We start from the raw sequence: 17,885 nt of genomic DNA, 5'->3' as shown, positions 1-17,885 counted from the left end.
CCTGACACTATATTGGCTTGTTGGAACTCATCTTTGATTATTAAATTATGGTGTCCTTAAATTGTTTGGTTAGGCCATTAGTATGTTTTGCGTTAGAATATAGCTATAACTCCTTTACACAGTTTATGCATGTCAAAGCAGGACCCTTATCTCTCTCGAGAACAAGAAAAATACGATAACCCAGTTCCAAGCCGTGAATTTATACTGGATAAAATTAAAGCCAGTAGTAAAAAGACCAGCTTTAGTCAATTGTGCCAAGCACTTAACGTGTTTGAGGAAGAACGTCAAATTGCGTTCAAGCGCCGTCTTCGTGCTATGGAGCGCGATGGGCAGCTGCACTTCAATAAGTTTAAATGCTACGTGATCCCCTGTGATGATGGCCTAGTGAAGGGTAAAGTCATCGGTCATCGCGATGGGTTTGGCTTTTTGGAAGTCGAAGGCGAGAAGAAAGATTGGTTCATCACCAAGCATCAAATGGATCGTGTATTACATGGAGATTGGGTACTGGCCAAGGCGGCAAGTCGCGGCTCTGGTGGTAAAGTTGAGGCACGTATCGTACGTGTATTGGAGTCTGAACGTGCCCCAGTGATAGGACGTTACTTTGTTGAGCATGGCGTGGCGGTGGTTGTGCCAGAAGATCCGCGCCTAACCCAAGACATTATTATTCTACCGGGGAGTGAAAAAGGGGCCCGCCATAATCAAATGGTACAGGTCGAAATTACTCAGCGCCCCAGTAAGCAAATGAATGCAGTAGGCAAGGTTACGGATGTCATCGGCGATCATATGGCGCCAGGTATGGAAATAGAAGTGGCACTGCGAAACCATGATATTCCACATGTATGGCCTCAAGCAGTTGAAGAGCAAGTTAGCAAACATGGAGAGTTTGTTGCTGAACAAGACAAGCAGGGGCGTATTGACCTACGTAATCTACCATTATTGACCATTGATGGTGAGGATGCTCGAGACTTTGATGATGCCGTGCATTGTGAACGTAAGCGTTCAGGTGGCTGGCGTCTGTGGGTCGCCATCGCGGATGTCTCTCACTATGTTGAAAAAAATAGTCCTTTAGATAAAGAAGCGATAGAGCGCGGTAACTCAGTGTATTTCCCTGAGCAAGTAGTGCCTATGTTACCTAAAGTATTGTCTAACGGTTTATGTTCACTGAATCCAAAAGTGGACCGGTTATGTATGGTCGCTGAGATGACTGTTTCAGAGGCTGGGAGATTGTCTGGATATCGTTTTTACGAAGCGGTGATGAACTCTCATGCACGACTAACCTATACAAAGGTACACGCCATTTTACAAGGTGATGATAAGCTGCGTGAAGAATATGCAGATGTTACCCCACACCTCACTGAACTGCATAATATGTATATGGCGCTTAAATCAGCGCGCCAAACACGTGGTGCGATTGAGTTTGAAACGCTGGAAACGCGCTTTGTATTTAATGCATATCGTAAAATTGAATCAATTGTACCTGTTGTTCGAAACGATGCTCATAAGCTGATTGAAGAGTGTATGATCTTGGCCAACGTCTCTGCGGCGAGGCTACTTGAAAAACACGACGCGAGTAGTTTGTACCGTGTTCACGATGAGCCAGACCCTGAAAAATTGAGTCACTTTAGGCAGTTTTTAAATGATTTAGGTATTGAGAGCCCAATTGGTCATGAGCCGACCCCACTTGAGCTGACAGAAGCGCTCGCGTCATTGGGTCAGCGTCCCGAAACTGAGTTGATCCAAACCATGTTACTGCGCTCTATGAAGCAAGCGGTATATCAACCAGACAACATTGGTCACTACGGACTGGCATTGAAAGCGTATGCGCATTTTACTTCACCGATCAGGCGTTATCCTGACTTGGTCGTGCATCGTGCGATCAAAGGTATCCTAGCGGCGCAGGGGCAAACCGTATCTGGTGCTTATGTATATGATACTGATGAAGCCGATCAGTTGGGTGAGCAGTGCTCAATGACAGAGCGTCGCGCAGATGATGCAACACGCGAAGTGGCAGACTGGCTTAAATGTGAGTTTATGCAAGATCATGTCGGCAGTGAATTTTCAGGCGTGATTTCGTCAGTCACAAACTTTGGCTTATTTGTGCGCCTAGATGAGTTGCAAATTGACGGCATGATCCACGTGAGCAATTTAGGTCATGAGTATTTCCATTTTGATGGTGCAAAGCACTGCTTAGTTGGGGAGCACAGTAAAACGGTTTATCGCTTAGGTGACAAGCTAAGCGTTGTTGTGGCATCGGTGAGCTTGGATGAGCGACGTATTAATTTGGTGCTAGCAGATGAAGCTGAACCAGATCGTTACGCGCGACGTCGTAAAAAGTCAAAGCCGAGTTCAGATGCTGCGAAAAGTAGCGTTCGTGCCCAGCTGAAGGCAGGCAAGATCCCAAATGGTAAGTCAGACAAGCAAGATGAGCCGTCAGATAAAAGTGATAAAAAAGCTAAAAAGCGCAAAAAAACAACTCCGAAGGGAGTGTTGAAAAAAGGTAAAAAAGCGGGCGCATCAGGAAGTCAAAAAACCGCTAAAAAGAGTGCAGGAAAAAAAGCCACTAAGGCAAAAAGACCGGGTAAGAATGCCCGCAAAAGACAAAAGAATAGTGCTGGAGCATAGTTTTGAGTAATGAATTAATTTTTGGCTTTCACTCTATCGAAGCCATTTTAGCCAAAGAGCCAGAGCGTTTTTTGGAGATTTACGCACTAAAAGGGCGTGAGGATAAGCGTTTGAGTGCGGTGGTCAATGAAGCGCGTAAATTTGGTATCTCGGTGCAGTTTATGCAGCGTAAAGCCTTAGATAACAAAGCGAAAGGTGAGCAGCACCAAGGCATTATTGCCAATGTAAAAGCGCCGCGTACATTGAATGAAAATGACCTTCAGGGGATTATCGATGCTAATACCGCGCCATTTTTCTTAGTGCTAGATGGCGTGACAGACCCTCATAATTTAGGTGCTTGCTTACGTAGTGCAGATGCCGCAGGTGTGCACGCGGTGATCGTGCCAAAAGATAAGTCTGCGAAACTCAATGGCACGGCCCGTAAAGTGGCGTGTGGGGCTGCAGAAACAGTACCGCTTATTCAGGTCACTAACTTGGCAAGAACACTGCGTGATATTAAAGAAGCGGGAGTTTGGGTTGTGGGTACTGCCGGTGAAACTGACAGTGAAGTTTTCACTTCAGATTTAAAAGGCCCAATCGCCATTGTGATGGGTGCAGAAGGCGATGGTATGCGCCGTTTGACCCGAGAGCATTGTGATTTATTAGTAAAAATCCCAATGGTTGGCACTGTGTCGAGCTTGAATGTGTCAGTGGCGACAGGCGTTTGCTTGTTTGAAGTACTGCGTCAACGTAGCTTGTAAGTAATACTCGGAGGGGCTACTTTATCAGTAGCGCCTTTAATTCTGACAAACGATTGACTTGGTAAGTGGGGGTTATATCTGCTGGACAGGTTTGTCCATCATGCTGTAACCAGCAACTATCAATACCAAACCGGTTTGCACCCAATATGTCACTCTTTGGTGTATCCCCTACCATCAAAACCCGCTCTTTGCTGGGATTACCTAATAGCGCTAATGTGTGTTCAAAGACTTGTGGGTCTGGTTTAGCGACGCCTACTTGTTCTGAAATGACCACATGATCAAAAAACGGTTTAAATCCGGTCTTGTGCAAGCGCTTTTCTTGTAGTGCAGTAAATCCATTAGTGATGATATTCAACGAGGTTGTTGGATTGAGTGCTGTTAGAAGTGACTGTGCTCCTGGTAAAGGTTTGCATATATCAGCCATGGCGTTTAAAAAGCCTAAATTCAAAGACTCTGGTGAAACAGATAACTTGGAAGCCCATGCATTGAAGCGCGTCACTTGCAGTGTTTGTGCATCAATTTTGCCATCTTGATATTGCACCCACAGCGGCGCATTGAGCGTTTGATATTCGTTGTAGTCTTGTCGGTCAAATGTGACACCATGTTGTTTGAAGAGAGTTTGCAGACCAAGGTAGGCATCAAAATGAAATAGCGTTTCATCGGCGTCAAAAATGATGTGGGAGTACTTCATGAACTATACAACTCTGAATGCATAAATGGGGCCATAGCTAATGTGAGTGCTTGGGTGTATGAGCTTTCTCTTGTTGCGAGGTTATTGGTGAGTAAACCTATCGCGCCACCTTTTTGCTTGATGTTGGTTGTGTTGAACACGCGGTCCATAACATGTCCAAGTTCTTCTCCTTGCTCTAAAGCAGAGTATATTTTATCAGGCAGTGGTAGATTACAGCTTCTACTCACACTTGAATACTGTTTGTCAGCGATCACTACAAATGCAAATGTGGCTGCGCCATAGTCGAATCTAGCTGCACCGCCTTCCATTGCACAGTAATAATCTGCATCATAATGTACTTTGAGGTAATCAACTCTATTTTGAGCACCAAGGCGCGTATCCAGCTCGCCAAGGGGCTGATCTGGGACACCACTGGGTGCGTGATGGCCTTCACAGATAATGTCTGCTTCTGGAAAGTATTGTTGAAAAATCGTTTTTGCGGCGTTTATTTTTACTGGGTTCTTAGAACCAACAAGTATTTTAAGCATCATTAATTTCACATCCCTCAATTTTGAATAGCTAGTTTACTGAGAGACAGTGAAATAAGGCAAATTTAAATATTTAACTCTGTTGGTGCTAAATTTTCATAGGCGCGCTTTTTAATAAGTAAATCTTTAATAAGTGGTGTTAGCACTAACTCCATCGCCAACCCCATTTTACCGCCAGGCACAACTAAGGTGTTAACCCGTGACATAAAGCTCCCCTCGATCATTTGTAAATAATAGGGAAAGTTCACATCATCAATACCACGAAAACGGATCACCACGAAACTCTCATCCAAAGAAGGGATATCTTTTGCGCTGAAAGGATTAGATGTATCCACAGTGGGTACTCGCTGGAAGTTAATGTGTGTGCGAGAGAACTGGGGGGTGATGTGGTTAATATAATCATCCATACTACGCACGATGGAAGTCATTACTGCCTCTCTTGAGTGGCCGCGATCATGTGTGTCTCTAATGAGTTTTTGGATCCACTCTAGATTTATGATGGGCACCATTCCTATGAGCAGGTCAACATGCTTGGCAACGTTGTGTTCTTCAGTGACCACACCACCATGTAAGCCTTCATAAAATAGCATGTCGGTATTATTTTCTAGATCTTGATATGGTGTAAATGTGCCTGGAAGTTGGTTGTAAGGAACAGCATCATCGAATGTATGTAAGTACTTACGTATTCTTCCATTCCCTTTTTTCCCATAACTGGCGAATAATTCTTCTAGGGCTTCAAAGTCATTCGCTTGCTGGCCGAAGTAACTTAAGTGTTTACCTTCTTGCAAAGCTTCCCGTTTGAGTTTATCCATTTCAGGTCGGGTGTATCGATGAAAACTATCTCCTTCAACCAGCGCTGCCTTAGCATCTAGGCTGCGGAAAATATGCTTTATCGCATTAGTCGTAGTGGTGGTTCCAGCGCCCGAACTTCCTGTAATCGCAATGATTGGGTGTTGTTGTGACATGATAACCTCAGTAAAAACGGAATCTAATAGTGGCCTAACTATATAAAGCTTGTTATGCCGAATATCGAGGCGCACCGATCGCGCTCCTGCTTTAAGTCATGTGAAGCACAACAAATTCGCTGTCGTCATCACTGGAGCTTTAATTTGATGTTACTGAAAGACGAAAATTTCGCAAGCGCTTTGCGAGGATAGGTTATTTTTCATATACGGCTTGCACACTTAATTGTGAAATTTTATTGGTTTTTGGGGGTTGTACTGGGTAAGATCAAAAATAAAAAGGAATCATGATGTATAGAGCCATAATTAGTGTGCTGGTGGTGTGTTGCTTTGCCCTAGTCAAGTACGCACAGGCTGAAATGCCAAAAAGTCAAATATGGTTGGCGCAGGAGACTGCGGCGGGGTTTTCCGTGAAGCCTCTCACTGGACAAAGTGCCTATCACAATCAACCCTTGGTCACACAGGAGGGCGTTTACTACACCAAAGAAGTAAGGTCCGAAGGGCAATCTCAAACTGATTTATTTTTGTACCGTTTTGATGATAAGTCACATACTAATTTAACCAATACGCCAGAGTCAGAGTATTCACCGACAATTTTCCCACATAAAAAAGGTATATCAACCATAGTAGTAGAGCAATCTGGAGAGCAAAGGTTGTGGTATTACCCCGAAGATAAGTCGCAACCTCCTTCCCGTATATTTGAGCATATAAAACCGGTGGGTTATCACGCTTGGGGAAGGGATGAGGATGTGCTTTTGTTTATTCTTGGTGAGCCTCATTCGTTACAATTTACAAACTTATCAGGACATTTACCTAAGGTAGTAGCAAAAGATATAGGACGTAGTCTTGCTTACAATTCGATAAGGGACATATATAGCTTCACATATTTTGTAGATGGCCAGCAGTGGTTTGCGACCTATTCCAGCTCAACTGGAGGGGTAAGCAAGCATTTTAGGTTGCCAAGTAGTGTGCGTGATTATACTTGGATTAATGGTGATAAAATAATTTATGCCATTGATAATAAGATCTTTTTAAGACATTTGGATACGCCAAAGTCCGTAATTTTATGGCGTAATTTGCAAGATTATTGTGGTACTGAAATCACCAGACTAAGCTATTACAAAGGGGCTTTGGCTTTTGTCTGTGAGCGATAAACGCTACATAATGCAAACTTCGCAATACAGCAAGCGTAAATACTATTTATTTAGGTAGGACAAACATGGTGGTTTTAGTTACAGGTGGTACAGGTTATATCGGTTCTCACACTGTCGTTGAGTTACTTCATCAAAGTAATGAAGTCATTGTTATAGATAATCTAGTGAATTCATCTTTAGTGGCATTGAGTCGTGTTAAGGAGATTACGGGTAAAGATGTGACGTTTTATGAAGGAGATATCCTAGATCGTGACTTTTTAGATTCTGTGTTTTCGAAGCATGATATTGATCAAGTTATTCACTTTGCAGGTCTTAAAGCTGTTGGCGAGTCGGTTCAAAAACCGATTGAGTATTATCAAACTAACGTACAAGGGACTCTAACTTTGTTAGATGCTATGAGACACGCAGGGGTATTTAAGCTGGTCTTTAGTTCATCGGCAACTGTTTATGGTGATCCACAGAGTCTACCTATTCGTGAAGACTTCCCTGTAGGGGGGACTACCAATCCTTATGGCACGTCTAAGCTGATGGCGGAAATGGTTTTACAAGATGTTGCCAAATCAGATGATCGGTGGGCGTTTGCGATATTACGCTATTTCAACCCAGTTGGTGCACATGAATCAGGCCTAATTGGTGAAGACCCTAACGGGATCCCTAATAATTTACTGCCTTATATTACACAAGTTGCGGTCGGTAAATTAAAGGAGTTGGGTGTTTTTGGCGACGATTACGATACCCATGATGGCACTGGGGTAAGGGATTATATCCATGTTGTTGATCTTGCTGTTGGACATTTAAAGTCGCTTCAGAAGTTAGAGCAAAATAATGGTGTTCATATTTATAACTTAGGTACAGGTAATGGTTATTCTGTATTGGATATGGTGAATGCGTTTGAGTCGGCATCGAACAAGTCGATTCCTTATAATATTAAACCACGCCGTGCAGGAGATGTCTCTGCTTGCTATGCTGCGCCTGAAAAAGCACATAAGGAACTGGGTTGGGAAGCGCAACGAGATATTAATTGTATGATGCGAGATTCATGGAATTGGCAAAAAAATAACCCAGAAGGGTATATTGCGTAAAAATCGCTAGGAATAACCACTTAGGTATACATCCATTTTAAGCCATAAAAAGAGAAAGCATGAAAAATCTCATAAGTTACTTGTGCTTGTTTGCAATATTACAAGTAACTTTTCTGAGGGTTAAATTCATGGGTTATTAAACTCTGTGCCCACTTAGCGCTAGAGACAATGCGGCTTTGGGGAGGCAATATGGTTGAATATTCAAAAAGCTTAGACTAGACATATTTTCATAATGATATGTGAAAAGATTCGTTTAAATCAGTGCAATAATTAGCTAATGTATAGATAAATATTAATAATTACATAAAATAGTGTTTGGGCTAGTATGCCATTCTCTATTTATGTAGTTCAGTATAAAGTGGTTATTAAGGATTTTGCATTATGAAAGTAAAAAAGAAAAACTTAAAAGTATTGTCTAATTTTGCAGCTGAGTACGTAAAGGGAGGGACTGGTTTTTCTGAAGGTCGCAACCCACCTCAAGCCATGGAGATGCAACCTTTATGGTTTGTGAGAAAAATATAGGCTATACGTTGTCTTACGGAAGGAATCATTAAAAGTATGGTATGGTATGAGTTTTTGGCTAGCTTAGGGCCTGTTTTTAGAAGCTTTGAGCTAGTGATAATCGTCTTTTTGGTAACAAAATTTTGGGAGCATCGGTTTAGTTTATTTTTTGGTGGAAAAAATACTCTAAAAACACAAGATGATCATGAATTGCATTCGTGTTTTCTTACCGCATTTTGTACGCTGATATTCTATTTTATTGGTGCAAGGGTTGCAGATGCTGTACTGAATATATCCATGGATAAAATAGAGCTTAGAAGGCTATATTACTTTTCATTTATAGTCCACGGCGCAATATTCATTATTTCCCTTTATCTTTTTCATAAAATCAGAGACTGTAACTTCTCTAACTGTGCAAAGCTATGTGCAGGTATGGTGATCTTTTCTGCCACCTTTAATATTATACAATTCATCGCCAGAGGGTACTTTGATTTTAACTACTTCAATACCATTTATTCTATCGGTATTCCACTTTGCAATTTAGCGACATTTATCATTTTGACTATATACTCGATTAAGCTTGCACTCAACTCTAGAAAACATCGCGTAAAATCGTAGTTTAAAACTCATAAGTTGCGCTTAGGGCCCATAGAGCGCCATTGTTATATGTCTTTTTACTGAAAGTTTTCGATTCTCGGTGTATAATTTTGCCTTTGTTTTTGACAAAAACGACAGCGCGATGCGATATGTCTCCGTTCGCTTTTGGTCGTTTTTCTATTGAATATGACGCCATGTTTAGTCCCTAAGTTATTGATTTGTCCGACCCAGAGATGGGGGACTATTGGGGAACTTTATATCGAAATTTGGGGTAATTAAAGGCGATTTGGGGTAATTAAAGAAGTATGCAAAACACAGATAAATCAGGCGTTAGCCCACTAAATACAAGCGATTCGGCGTTTCGCCGCTTCTCCGTTGCACCTATGCTGGATTGGACTGATAGACATTGTCGAACATTTCATCGCAAACTGAGCAAACATGCTGTGTTATACACTGAAATGATCACCACTGGTGCAATCATTTATGGTAAAGGTGACTATCTCGCATTTGGTGGCCACGAAATGCCAGTTGCATTACAGCTTGGAGGCTCGGATCCCAAAGCCCTTGCTGAATGCGCTAAACGTGCTCAAGAGTATGGTTATAATGAAGTTAATTTAAACGTAGGATGTCCTTCAGACCGAGTACAGAATGGGCGTTTTGGTGCGTGTTTAATGGCTGAGCCAAACCTTGTGGCAGACTGTGTGGCGGCGATGAAAGCTGAAGTATCTATTCCAGTTACGGTTAAGACACGCATTGGTATCGATGAGCACGATTCTTATGAATTTTTAACTGCTTTGATTGAGGCTTCCAATAAAGTTGGGTGTGACGATTTTATTATTCATGCCCGTAAAGCTTGGCTACAGGGCTTGAGCCCAAAAGAAAATAGAGAAATTCCACCTCTTGATTACCCTAGAGTGTACAAGTTAAAGCAAGACTATGCCGGTTTGCATATCAGTATCAATGGTGGTGTTAAAACACTAGAAGAGTGCCAGCATCATTTAGCACATCTAGATGGTGTAATGGTAGGGCGAGAAGCGTACAGTAATCCGTTTTTGTTATCGCAAGTTGATGAAAAACTGTATGGAGATGCTCCATTTACAAAATCTCGTCATGAAGTAGTAAGAAGTATGTATGACTACTTTGAGCAAGAAATGTCGCGCGGTGCTAACTTTTGGCATATTGCGCGCCATATGCTAGGCATATTTCAAAATCAGCCAGGGGCGCGTGGTTATAGACGTCACTTATCTGAAAATGGACATAAAAAAGATGCTGATATCAGTGTGATGGAAAAAGCACTGACATTTGTACCTGAAATTTAAGAAAACAGATATGGCCAAAACGACGACTTTTTGGCCATATTTACTATAATTTAACCCCTTTATACTTTTTAGTGATAATGTTTTTCCACTAAGTCAATGATAAATATGCACTTTATTAATTGGCATAAAGATTGGAACTCGTAAGTCATCATATGTTATCAAGGAACATGTTATGGCTTTAATTGATCGCATCGAAGATTTAATCAAATCAGAGTTTAATACCTTACTCGCTCAATCATCGAATTCAGATGTCTACAATGGCTCGCCATCAGGTATTGATACCACCACATCAGCCATCCAAGCACTTATTGTTCACTTAAAAGCGGAAATTACGTCGACACGTAGGCAAGCATCTGATTGTGAACAAGCTATCGTCCAATGGTATGAAAAAGCACAATATGCTTTGGAAAGGGGGCGTGAAGACTTGGCGAGGTTAGCGCTTCAGGAAAAATATCGCTGCCAAAATCGACTTACTTTGCTGCAGTCACATATCGATGAATTGTCGCATTCACTGGGTAAGCTAGAAAGAGATAATGTGCGCTTACAATCTCGTAAACATAGTGGACACCATACGCTGAAAGAAGAGTGTTTAAATGCAAGGCTTAAATTAAAACAAGCGTTGAATACACCTGCGGCGCAAAATTTGGCAACCCATCTCGATGAGTGGGAGAGAAGGCTTGTTAAAACAGAATTGCGTGCAAATACTGTTTTTGATAGCAAAGCAGACAAAGCTATGAGTGAGCTGAATAGGCTACTAAAAAATGAAAAAACTGTGGCTATGTTGCAGTCACTAAAAAGCAAATTGTCGTCAGAACTTTCAAGTAATCGTCCATCAATTTAGGAGAGTAATATGTATTCAAATAGATATAAAAATACTCAGCGATATTTAGGGAAGAAAAAAATTGCAGGGGTTTGTATTGAAGTGGCTGATAAAGTCGATTTACCCGTATGGTTAGTCCGGTTATTGATGGTGCTATTGGCGCTTAAATTTACTTTGCCATGTATTATCGGCTATTTCATTGGATGGTTGTGTTTAACTAATAAAGATAGGGTATAGCTATGAAAGCAGTGTCTCTATTATTATTTTCAGTTTTGATTGTACTGCTATTTTCTTGGCTATCGATGCCATTCATTTCACTGAGTTTATCTGGGTTTATTGAAGGGTTAGGTTGGGTTGGTTTAGAGCTTTTCGGCTTTTTACTTGTGATGATTTTCGGATTTGCGGTTGTGGCTCTGCTCAGTGTTGGGATACTGGGAGTCGGGTTGGTGGTGCTCATTGGGCTAGTATTGGCACTGTTATTTAACTCGGTCATGATCGCAATTCCGTTATTTATGCTTCTCATACTTGCCTGGTTGGTTTTTGAAAAAACGCCTGAATGCTGAATGTATTTTGAGCTGTTGTTTACATAATTTACTGTGAATTCAGTGCTCAAGCGCTGTATAATCAACGTATCTAATACTGTTGAAATCAGAATTAAAGGAATCCAGCTATGCGTAAAGCTTTTGCATTTGTTTCACTTTTGTCAGTGTCTTGGTTTGGAGCGGCACATAATCATCAACATGACGGACATGATCATCACCAGCATCATCATACTGTACAAGATTCAGTAGGCCTTCAGGTGAGTAATGCGAAGATTCGGGCTTTTTTGCCTGCGGCGAAATCTACAGCGGGTTATATGACGATATTTAACAGCACAGATGCGCCAATCTCAATTGTAAGCGCTAAAGTGGAGGGCTTGGGCCGTGTTGAAATTCATGAACATATTCACAGTAATGGCATGATGAAAATGAGGCCAGTTAAAGCGCTTGTAGTACCTGCTAAACAGCGAGTTGAATTTAAGCCAGGTGGTCATCATTTAATGGGGTTTGATCCAAAAGTTAAGTTAAAAGTAGGCGAAACCCGCAAACTCACACTATATTTCTCTGATGGTGAGAAAGTTGAAAATACAATTAAAGTTGTTTCACTAAAAGATGCATTTTCTAATGAGTCACACCATCATCATCATTAGGAGCTAGGATGAAAGAATACAAAGGCAAGGTAATTGCCGCACTGTTAAGTTTTATTGGGTTAGGGTATTTACTTGCAGTGTACTGGAGCTTTGAAGCGGATCAGTTTGATGTTGTGGAGCGTGCAAAAGTACGTGCCGGTGAGCAAAATGCGACTTTAGTAACTGGTTATGTAACCACAAATACGTTAGTAGAAGTTATGCAAACTCTATTAAATAAGCCCGGTGGTTATTTATCTAACGATGTCTTGCCTCCCAGTGTATTGATGGACAATATGCCGGCTTGGGAGTTTGGTGTATTAGAAATGTCTCGAGACTTGGCTCTGTCTATGCGAAAAGACTTTAGCCGCTCACAATCACAGTCGACAGAGCACCCAAGTTTAAAAAAAGCACAGCCTAAATTTAACATCAGCTCAACGGCTTGGGTATTACCGAGTGCTGAAAGTGAATATCAAACTGGAATTAACTATTTACTTGACTATCAGGCTCAAATCGCAAATCAAGGGCAAGTAGATAGCCAGTTTTACGCGCGAGCAGATAATTTAAGAGGCTGGCTAAAAGAAGCTGAGAAGCGAATGGGGAGTTTAAGTCAGCGTCTTAGTGCGAGTGTCGGACAAGAGCGGATCAATACGGATTTGGCTGGAGACGCAAACGCGGTGCAGGCGACTGCGGGGGTGCAAAAATCTGTCGTGAAAACTTCATGGTGGAAAATAGACGATGTGTTTTACGAATCTCGCGGTGCAACATGGGCGTTACTGCACTTTTTAAAAGCAGTAGAACATGATTTTTCTGAAGTATTAGAAAAGAAAAATGCCAAAATCAGCTTACAGCAAATTATAAGAGAGCTTGAAGCGACACAGGAAACGGTGTGGAGCCCTGTAATTTTGAATGGTAGCGGTTTTGGTGTTGTAGCAAATCACTCATTAGTGATGGCAAATTATATCTCTAGAGCGAATGCAGCTCTAATTGAACTCAGTGAACTTTTAGCGCAAGGATAAAAAAATGAAAAAGTATTGTTTAGCGGCAGCGTTGTCTTTGGCTTGCCTTACACCTGCAGCACATGCTGATACTTTATTAGGGTTATATTTAGGAGCCGAAGGGTGGCAAAGTGAGCCTGACGGCAGCTTTGCAGAAAAAGGCAACCTTCAAACGTTTAATTTTGAAGATGAGACGTTTTCAAGTTTCTATGCCGCGCTTGAACACCCTGTCCCACTCGTGCCAAATGTTAAGTTGAAATATACTGAGCTTGAGTTGGTTGGTAGCACAACGCTAACTGACACTTTTGAATTCGGTGATAGCAACTTCACTGTTGGCACTACCGCCAATACGGTCGCTGACCTTAATCACATTGACTATATTTTTTACTATGAGTTATTCGATAACGATCTCATTTCTTTTGATTTCGGTATTAATGCTAAGCAGTTTGATGCAGATGTTGTCGTCACAGGTGATGTGAATGGCACGCAGGTAACTGAAACAGTAGATTTTTCTGGTTTTGTTCCATTGGGTTATTTGAGAGCAGAAGTAGGTTTACCTCTTACAGGCTTGAGTGTTTTTGCTGAGGGGAGCTTATTGGCTATAGACGACAGCAAAATTCAAGATTATCAAGTTGGTATCGCTTGGGAGTTTATTGACAACCTAGCTGTTGATGTTGCTGTGAGAGCAGGTTATCGTTCTTTGGTACTTGAGCTAGACGATATTGATGATTTCGACTCAGACATTGATGCTTCAGGTCCATTCGCTGGCTTACAGGTCCATTTCTAAGCTTTTAGTGATCTTTTGCTAATAAGTTGAACAGCCCACTGATGATTGTGTATTGTCAGTGGGTTTTTTATAGACAAATCTTATTCAAAGGTTAAAGTAAAATCGTCTTCTAATGTTTTACTGAGCAACTGTCTGTATGTTTTGTTGACTGGTGTATTAATCAGCTTTTTCAGCTCGTCCCCTGTCTGTGTCAATTTATAATAGCTGAGTACGAGATCATTGCTTTTTGCTTCAAAGTTCACTTTTTTGTTTTGATAAATTAATGTAAGTGACTGTCCCTTTTGTAAGCTGGCTGATTCTATTTCTTGGCGGTACATTAAGTTGATGTCCATGAGGGTTAAAATATGTGGAAAGCTTAACCCCGCTTGCGCCAAGTTGATCGTTTCAGTGCTGCCTTTACGCAGTAAATCTAGAATTGAGGGTTTTTTATAGAAGCCTAGAATAATGAGGTAGCTATCTTCTTTTTCTAGATATCCGCAAAGTGAGGCGCATTTTTGCAGGGCTTCTGCTTCACGTTGCGTCATAAGTTTTAAAGTTTGCAAACTTTTAATCGAGAACGTGCCGGGGGCAATGGATTCACCAACTAAAATCTTAGCCCAAAGTTTTTGCATTGTGTGATTAGCAATGTCTTCTGCGAGAGAGATAAAATGCTCTAACCAGTCTGGGTCTGGACGTCCTCGGCTGGTGACGTCAGGGCACAAGGTTAAAGACATTCCCATAACAGCTTCAATGTTCTGTTGTCGTTGTATCTTTTTTAATTGCTGCCGTTTGAGCGCCCGTTTTAATGTGCCATGCTGACTACTGACAAAGAAATTATTTTGCTGAGCGCTATTAGGAGTATAACGTCCATTCGATTGTATTGGCTTAATTTGTTTTGTCATGGCATAGCCAAGCTTTTCCTCTATGAGTAAGGCTAAGCTGGATCTTGCTTGGGCACTTTTTATGGTCATTTGTCGGATTGCCCCGTTGATTGTAGTTGAAGTTTAGAGTTCATTTCATTAACTGCTGTTTGTATTATTTTTTCTAGATAATATTTGGTCAAGAGAGCATTTAAGCTACCGATGAGCGGAGACAGTACTTCACCTTGAACGACAATTGTTATGTGCTGTGTTGCTGGTTTTATATGGATCCGCATTCTGGCTTGGTGCTCTTCATGAAAACGCAGGTGGTATTGCAATTCATGAGGTTTTTTCTCAACCAATGTTGCATCTACTCTTCCGCCTGAGTGGTTGAAGGCGACGAATCCCCCGACTTTTTCCGCATTCTGCATAGTGATAAGTTGTATTTTACTCGATTCCAAGACGCTAATCGCTTGTACCCAGCTACTTGTAGAAAGTAGAAATTCTGATGTATTAGAGCCTGCGTTTGAAATGGGGGTAGAGACTGTGAGTCGGTAGGTTGTAGGTAATATATTGACGGTGAGCAGGCAAACAAGCGCACTAAAAATGATCACTTTTAAGGTTGTTTGAAATAGTTGCACTTTAGCTCCTTTGACGTTTTATTTACGCCTTTACCGAGCGCAAGTATTTGAACATCGTCTATAATATTACTTGGGTGTTAATGAATGTAGAACACGATAGTAAAAACCTATCATATTTTATAAGATGAACCATAGAGAAAGCTGCTCTTGCAGAATTGATGTGATTAAGCATAAGGTGGATGATGGCGTCTGAGCAAGAAGATTTTCTGTTTGCAGATCAAGAAGTTTCCCATGATACCCAGGAAAGTGGTACGGGCTTTTGGGATGTGTTGGTTGTGGACGATGATCCTGAAATACACTCTGTGACTAAGCTCGCATTGTCTGGTGTTGAGTTTTGGGGGAAAACCTTACGTTTTCACCATGCATACTCAGGTAAAGAAGCTGTTGAGTCTCTGAAAAACCAATCTGAAGTGTGTGTCTTGTTACTAGACGTAGTGATGGAAAGTGATGATGCAGGTTTAAATGTAGTCAAACAGGTTCGAGAAGAGATTGGCAACCACGCAGTACGAATTATTTTACGTACTGGACAACCAGGGTATGCACCAGAAGAAAAAGTCATCCGTGAATACGACATCAATGATTATAAAATGAAAACGGAGCTTACTCGCGGAAAGCTAGTAACTTCCTTGATGACTGCAATTCGATCATATCAGCAGATTTGCGAGTTAGAGCAGCAAAGTATTGCATTAGCGAATATTTTAGATGCATCTCAAGCTATTTTGGGCCATACAGACATGGTTTCATTCGGTAAGGCTGTCGTTTTGCAATTAGCGAAAATTATTGGTGCGCATGACAGTGGATTGGTTGCAGGAGTGAGCAACGGCTCTCGGGTGATTATCTTTGGTGGTACAGAGCATTTCGATGACTTTATCGGCCAGGGGCTTGAGCAACTAGATAATGGCAGAGTGATCATGCAAGTGCAAAATTGCTTTGACAGAGAAGCGCATCAACACACTGATCACGATATTACCTTTTTATTGAAAGGCAAAAGCCGCAAAGCCGCAATTTTCGTTGAAATTGAAACCCCGCCGACGCCATCACAACTCCAGTTTGCTGAGATTTTCCTAACGAATGTTGGCGTTGGTGTCGATAATATTAAACTGATTAACGAGTTGCGAGATGTTGCTTATAAGGACACATTGACGCGTCTGCCAAATCGTGCCAACTTCGTTGATTTAATTGCGCAATACTATCAACCAGGTAGTGATGATCTCGTGTTTGTATTGCTCGATATTGCACAGTTTTCTGATATTAATAATGGGTTGGGCCAAGAAGTCGGTAATTTGTTGTTGTTGGCAGTCAAAGAGCGACTGTGCATTGAGTTTCCACAAAGTCAGTTACTTTCACGAATTGGTGCTGATGTTTTTGGGTTATTGCTCCCTAGTCAAATATTTGATGAGCAAAATTTTATCGATACGATTACAGTGCCCTATCAAGCTGGCGAGCATGTTCTGACGATGCACTTTCATATTGGTGTTTGTCGCCAAACAGATTTTCATCATTTGGGGCTCGAGACATTGAAGCTGGCTTACATTGCTTTGAATCAAGCGAAGCAAGCCAATAAGATTTTAGATTGGTATACACCAGATTTAGAAGAAAAAATGGCGTGGCGTTTGGGGCTTATTCGACAGCTTCGACAAGACTTTGAATTGAATAAACTAGAAATTTGGTATCAACCTCAATTTAGTTTAGAAACGAATCAAGTGATTGGTTGCGAGGCTTTGTTACGCTGGCCTTCTGGGAATGGTGATTATATTTCGCCTGGGATTTTTGTCCCACTTGCTGAAGACTCTGGTTTAATTGTGGATATAGGGCAGTGGGTGCTGGAGCAAGCGTGTAAGTTACAGCAGCAGTTAAGTGCTCAAAGTATAGATATTAGTGTTGCTGTCAACGTATCCGTCCCTCAATTTAAGGTGAGTGATTATGCTGAGCAAGTTAAGAATACTATTGTCAGTCATCAAGTTGCACCGGAAAAAATTGAATTGGAAGTGACAGAAAGCGTGGTGATGGATGAAATAAAAACTGTGATTGAAACGTTGGGAGAGCTCAAATCATTTGGTGTTGAAGTGGCTATTGATGATTTTGGCACCGGCTTTTCTTCATTAAGTTATTTACAGCAATTACCGCTGGCGCGTTTGAAAATCGATAGAGCCTTTGTGAAAGGGATCCCAGATTCTGATAGTGGGGCTATCGCTGAACTTGTTATTTCGTTAGGTCGACACCTTGGGTTAAAAACCATTGCTGAAGGGGTTGAAACGCAAGAACAGGCAGATGTGCTTAAAAATCTTGGGTGTGATGAAGTGCAGGGATTCTTATTGGCAAAGCCCATGCCCAAAGAGGAGCTTTTGAAGTTTTTAGGTGCCAATGATGGTGCCTAATGACTTCGGAAAGTCACGTCATATCCGGATAGATTAGCTTCAAAGCATCAATTTTTTTGGCA

General features: G+C 41.5%; 18 protein-coding genes. 13 read left to right on the top strand and 5 right to left on the bottom strand.

The window, feature by feature from the left end; genetic code table 11:
* Positions 1 to 129: 129 nt before the first annotated feature.
* Together rnr and rlmB are read left to right on the top strand one after the other, a co-directional pair.
* A complete protein-coding gene (gene rnr / locus S4054249_RS19405; RefSeq protein WP_046355853.1) occupies positions 130 to 2,622 on the top strand; it encodes a ribonuclease R in 2,493 nt (830 codons plus the stop codon).
* A 2-nt stretch (positions 2,623 to 2,624) separates the two neighbouring features.
* Positions 2,625 to 3,362 (top strand): 23S rRNA (guanosine(2251)-2'-O)-methyltransferase RlmB, encoded by a 738-nt coding sequence (gene rlmB / locus S4054249_RS19400; RefSeq protein ID WP_046355852.1) that lies wholly within the window; start codon positions 2,625 to 2,627, stop codon positions 3,360 to 3,362.
* Positions 3,363 to 3,378: 16 nt separating this feature from the next.
* Here the strand turns inward: rlmB and yjjG are convergent, their stop codons facing one another.
* From yjjG to S4054249_RS19385, 3 genes are all read right to left on the bottom strand, one after another.
* Complete coding sequence (yjjG, locus tag S4054249_RS19395; RefSeq protein ID WP_046355851.1) at positions 3,379 to 4,053, bottom strand: pyrimidine 5'-nucleotidase; 675 nt, start codon at positions 4,051 to 4,053, stop codon at positions 3,379 to 3,381.
* On the bottom strand, positions 4,050 to 4,583 hold the full coding sequence (gene yjjX / locus S4054249_RS19390; RefSeq protein ID WP_046355850.1) for an inosine/xanthosine triphosphatase: 534 nt from the start codon (positions 4,581 to 4,583) through the stop codon (positions 4,050 to 4,052). Before yjjX ends, yjjG begins: the two co-directional genes overlap by 4 nt.
* Before the next feature lie 62 nt (positions 4,584 to 4,645).
* On the bottom strand, positions 4,646 to 5,545 hold the full coding sequence (locus S4054249_RS19385) for a phosphoribulokinase (RefSeq protein ID WP_046355849.1): 900 nt from the start codon (positions 5,543 to 5,545) through the stop codon (positions 4,646 to 4,648).
* Between the two features lie 287 nt (positions 5,546 to 5,832).
* Between S4054249_RS19385 and S4054249_RS19380 the strand changes: the two genes are divergently transcribed.
* The 10 genes from S4054249_RS19380 (at position 5,833) to S4054249_RS19335 (ending at position 13,965) form a co-directional block, all read left to right on the top strand.
* The gene (locus S4054249_RS19380; RefSeq protein ID WP_046355848.1) at positions 5,833 to 6,696 is read left to right on the top strand and encodes a hypothetical protein; all 864 of its coding nucleotides are present in this window, start codon (positions 5,833 to 5,835) and stop codon (positions 6,694 to 6,696) included.
* A gap of 65 nt (positions 6,697 to 6,761) precedes the next feature.
* On the top strand, positions 6,762 to 7,778 hold the full coding sequence (gene galE, locus S4054249_RS19375) for a UDP-glucose 4-epimerase GalE (protein WP_046355847.1): 1,017 nt from the start codon (positions 6,762 to 6,764) through the stop codon (positions 7,776 to 7,778).
* 381 nt (positions 7,779 to 8,159) lie between these two features.
* Positions 8,160 to 8,300: a hypothetical protein gene (locus S4054249_RS26655; RefSeq protein ID WP_155401375.1), complete on the top strand. Its 141-nt coding sequence runs from the start codon at positions 8,160 to 8,162 to the stop codon at positions 8,298 to 8,300.
* Between the two features lie 881 nt (positions 8,301 to 9,181).
* On the top strand, positions 9,182 to 10,195 hold the full coding sequence (gene dusA / locus S4054249_RS19365; protein WP_046355845.1) for a tRNA dihydrouridine(20/20a) synthase DusA: 1,014 nt from the start codon (positions 9,182 to 9,184) through the stop codon (positions 10,193 to 10,195).
* A 172-nt stretch (positions 10,196 to 10,367) separates the two neighbouring features.
* Positions 10,368 to 11,036 (top strand): PspA/IM30 family protein, encoded by a 669-nt coding sequence (locus S4054249_RS19360; RefSeq protein WP_046355844.1) that lies wholly within the window; start codon positions 10,368 to 10,370, stop codon positions 11,034 to 11,036.
* A gap of 9 nt (positions 11,037 to 11,045) precedes the next feature.
* A complete protein-coding gene (locus S4054249_RS19355; protein WP_046355843.1) occupies positions 11,046 to 11,252 on the top strand; it encodes a PspC domain-containing protein in 207 nt (68 codons plus the stop codon).
* 2 nt (positions 11,253 to 11,254) lie between these two features.
* Positions 11,255 to 11,578, top strand: a complete 324-nt coding sequence (locus tag S4054249_RS19350) for a hypothetical protein (RefSeq protein WP_046355842.1) — start codon at positions 11,255 to 11,257, stop codon at positions 11,576 to 11,578.
* Positions 11,579 to 11,685: 107 nt separating this feature from the next.
* Positions 11,686 to 12,204 carry a copper chaperone PCu(A)C gene (locus S4054249_RS19345; RefSeq protein WP_046355841.1) on the top strand — a complete coding sequence of 173 codons (519 nt, stop codon included), beginning with the start codon at positions 11,686 to 11,688 and terminating at the stop codon, positions 12,202 to 12,204.
* Between the two features lie 8 nt (positions 12,205 to 12,212).
* Positions 12,213 to 13,199 carry a DUF2333 family protein gene (locus tag S4054249_RS19340; protein WP_046355840.1) on the top strand — a complete coding sequence of 329 codons (987 nt, stop codon included), beginning with the start codon at positions 12,213 to 12,215 and terminating at the stop codon, positions 13,197 to 13,199.
* Between the two features lie 4 nt (positions 13,200 to 13,203).
* Positions 13,204 to 13,965, top strand: coding sequence for a TIGR04219 family outer membrane beta-barrel protein (locus tag S4054249_RS19335; protein ID WP_046355839.1), 762 nt, complete (start codon positions 13,204 to 13,206; stop codon positions 13,963 to 13,965).
* An 80-nt stretch (positions 13,966 to 14,045) separates the two neighbouring features.
* Here the strand turns inward: S4054249_RS19335 and S4054249_RS19330 are convergent, their stop codons facing one another.
* Both S4054249_RS19330 and S4054249_RS19325 read right to left on the bottom strand, forming a co-directional pair.
* On the bottom strand, positions 14,046 to 14,915 hold the full coding sequence (locus S4054249_RS19330; RefSeq protein ID WP_046355838.1) for a TIGR03899 family protein: 870 nt from the start codon (positions 14,913 to 14,915) through the stop codon (positions 14,046 to 14,048).
* The gene (locus S4054249_RS19325; protein ID WP_046355837.1) at positions 14,912 to 15,445 is read right to left on the bottom strand and encodes a hypothetical protein; all 534 of its coding nucleotides are present in this window, start codon (positions 15,443 to 15,445) and stop codon (positions 14,912 to 14,914) included. The genes S4054249_RS19330 and S4054249_RS19325 overlap by 4 nt, the downstream gene beginning before the upstream one ends.
* A gap of 182 nt (positions 15,446 to 15,627) precedes the next feature.
* Here S4054249_RS19325 and S4054249_RS19320 point away from each other — a divergent pair, with 182 nt between their 5' ends.
* A complete protein-coding gene (locus tag S4054249_RS19320) occupies positions 15,628 to 17,823 on the top strand; it encodes a bifunctional diguanylate cyclase/phosphodiesterase (RefSeq protein ID WP_046355836.1) in 2,196 nt (731 codons plus the stop codon).
* Positions 17,824 to 17,885 lie beyond the last annotated feature (62 nt).

The sequence above is a fragment of the Pseudoalteromonas luteoviolacea genome, from assembly GCF_001750165.1.
GTDB lineage: Bacteria > Pseudomonadota > Gammaproteobacteria > Enterobacterales > Alteromonadaceae > Pseudoalteromonas > Pseudoalteromonas luteoviolacea_G.
The sequence above is the reverse complement of the archived record's forward strand: the minus strand, read 5'-3'. Positions and strand labels throughout refer to the sequence as shown.

Coding starts and splice junctions, on each gene's coding strand:
- rnr (WP_046355853.1), top strand. CDS start 130: ATGTCAAAGCAGGACCCTTATCTCTCTCGAGAACAAGAAAAATACGAT.
- yjjG (WP_046355851.1), bottom strand. CDS start 4,053: ATGAAGTACTCCCACATCATTTTTGACGCCGATGAAACGCTATTTCAT.
- yjjX (WP_046355850.1), bottom strand. CDS start 4,583: ATGATGCTTAAAATACTTGTTGGTTCTAAGAACCCAGTAAAAATAAAC.
- S4054249_RS19385 (WP_046355849.1), bottom strand. CDS start 5,545: ATGTCACAACAACACCCAATCATTGCGATTACAGGAAGTTCGGGCGCT.
- S4054249_RS19380 (WP_046355848.1), top strand. CDS start 5,833: ATGTATAGAGCCATAATTAGTGTGCTGGTGGTGTGTTGCTTTGCCCTA.
- galE (WP_046355847.1), top strand. CDS start 6,762: ATGGTGGTTTTAGTTACAGGTGGTACAGGTTATATCGGTTCTCACACT.
- S4054249_RS26655 (WP_155401375.1), top strand. CDS start 8,160: ATGAAAGTAAAAAAGAAAAACTTAAAAGTATTGTCTAATTTTGCAGCT.
- dusA (WP_046355845.1), top strand. CDS start 9,182: ATGCAAAACACAGATAAATCAGGCGTTAGCCCACTAAATACAAGCGAT.
- S4054249_RS19360 (WP_046355844.1), top strand. CDS start 10,368: ATGGCTTTAATTGATCGCATCGAAGATTTAATCAAATCAGAGTTTAAT.
- S4054249_RS19355 (WP_046355843.1), top strand. CDS start 11,046: ATGTATTCAAATAGATATAAAAATACTCAGCGATATTTAGGGAAGAAA.
- S4054249_RS19350 (WP_046355842.1), top strand. CDS start 11,255: ATGAAAGCAGTGTCTCTATTATTATTTTCAGTTTTGATTGTACTGCTA.
- S4054249_RS19345 (WP_046355841.1), top strand. CDS start 11,686: ATGCGTAAAGCTTTTGCATTTGTTTCACTTTTGTCAGTGTCTTGGTTT.
- S4054249_RS19340 (WP_046355840.1), top strand. CDS start 12,213: ATGAAAGAATACAAAGGCAAGGTAATTGCCGCACTGTTAAGTTTTATT.
- S4054249_RS19335 (WP_046355839.1), top strand. CDS start 13,204: ATGAAAAAGTATTGTTTAGCGGCAGCGTTGTCTTTGGCTTGCCTTACA.
- S4054249_RS19330 (WP_046355838.1), bottom strand. CDS start 14,915: ATGACCATAAAAAGTGCCCAAGCAAGATCCAGCTTAGCCTTACTCATA.
- S4054249_RS19320 (WP_046355836.1), top strand. CDS start 15,628: ATGGCGTCTGAGCAAGAAGATTTTCTGTTTGCAGATCAAGAAGTTTCC.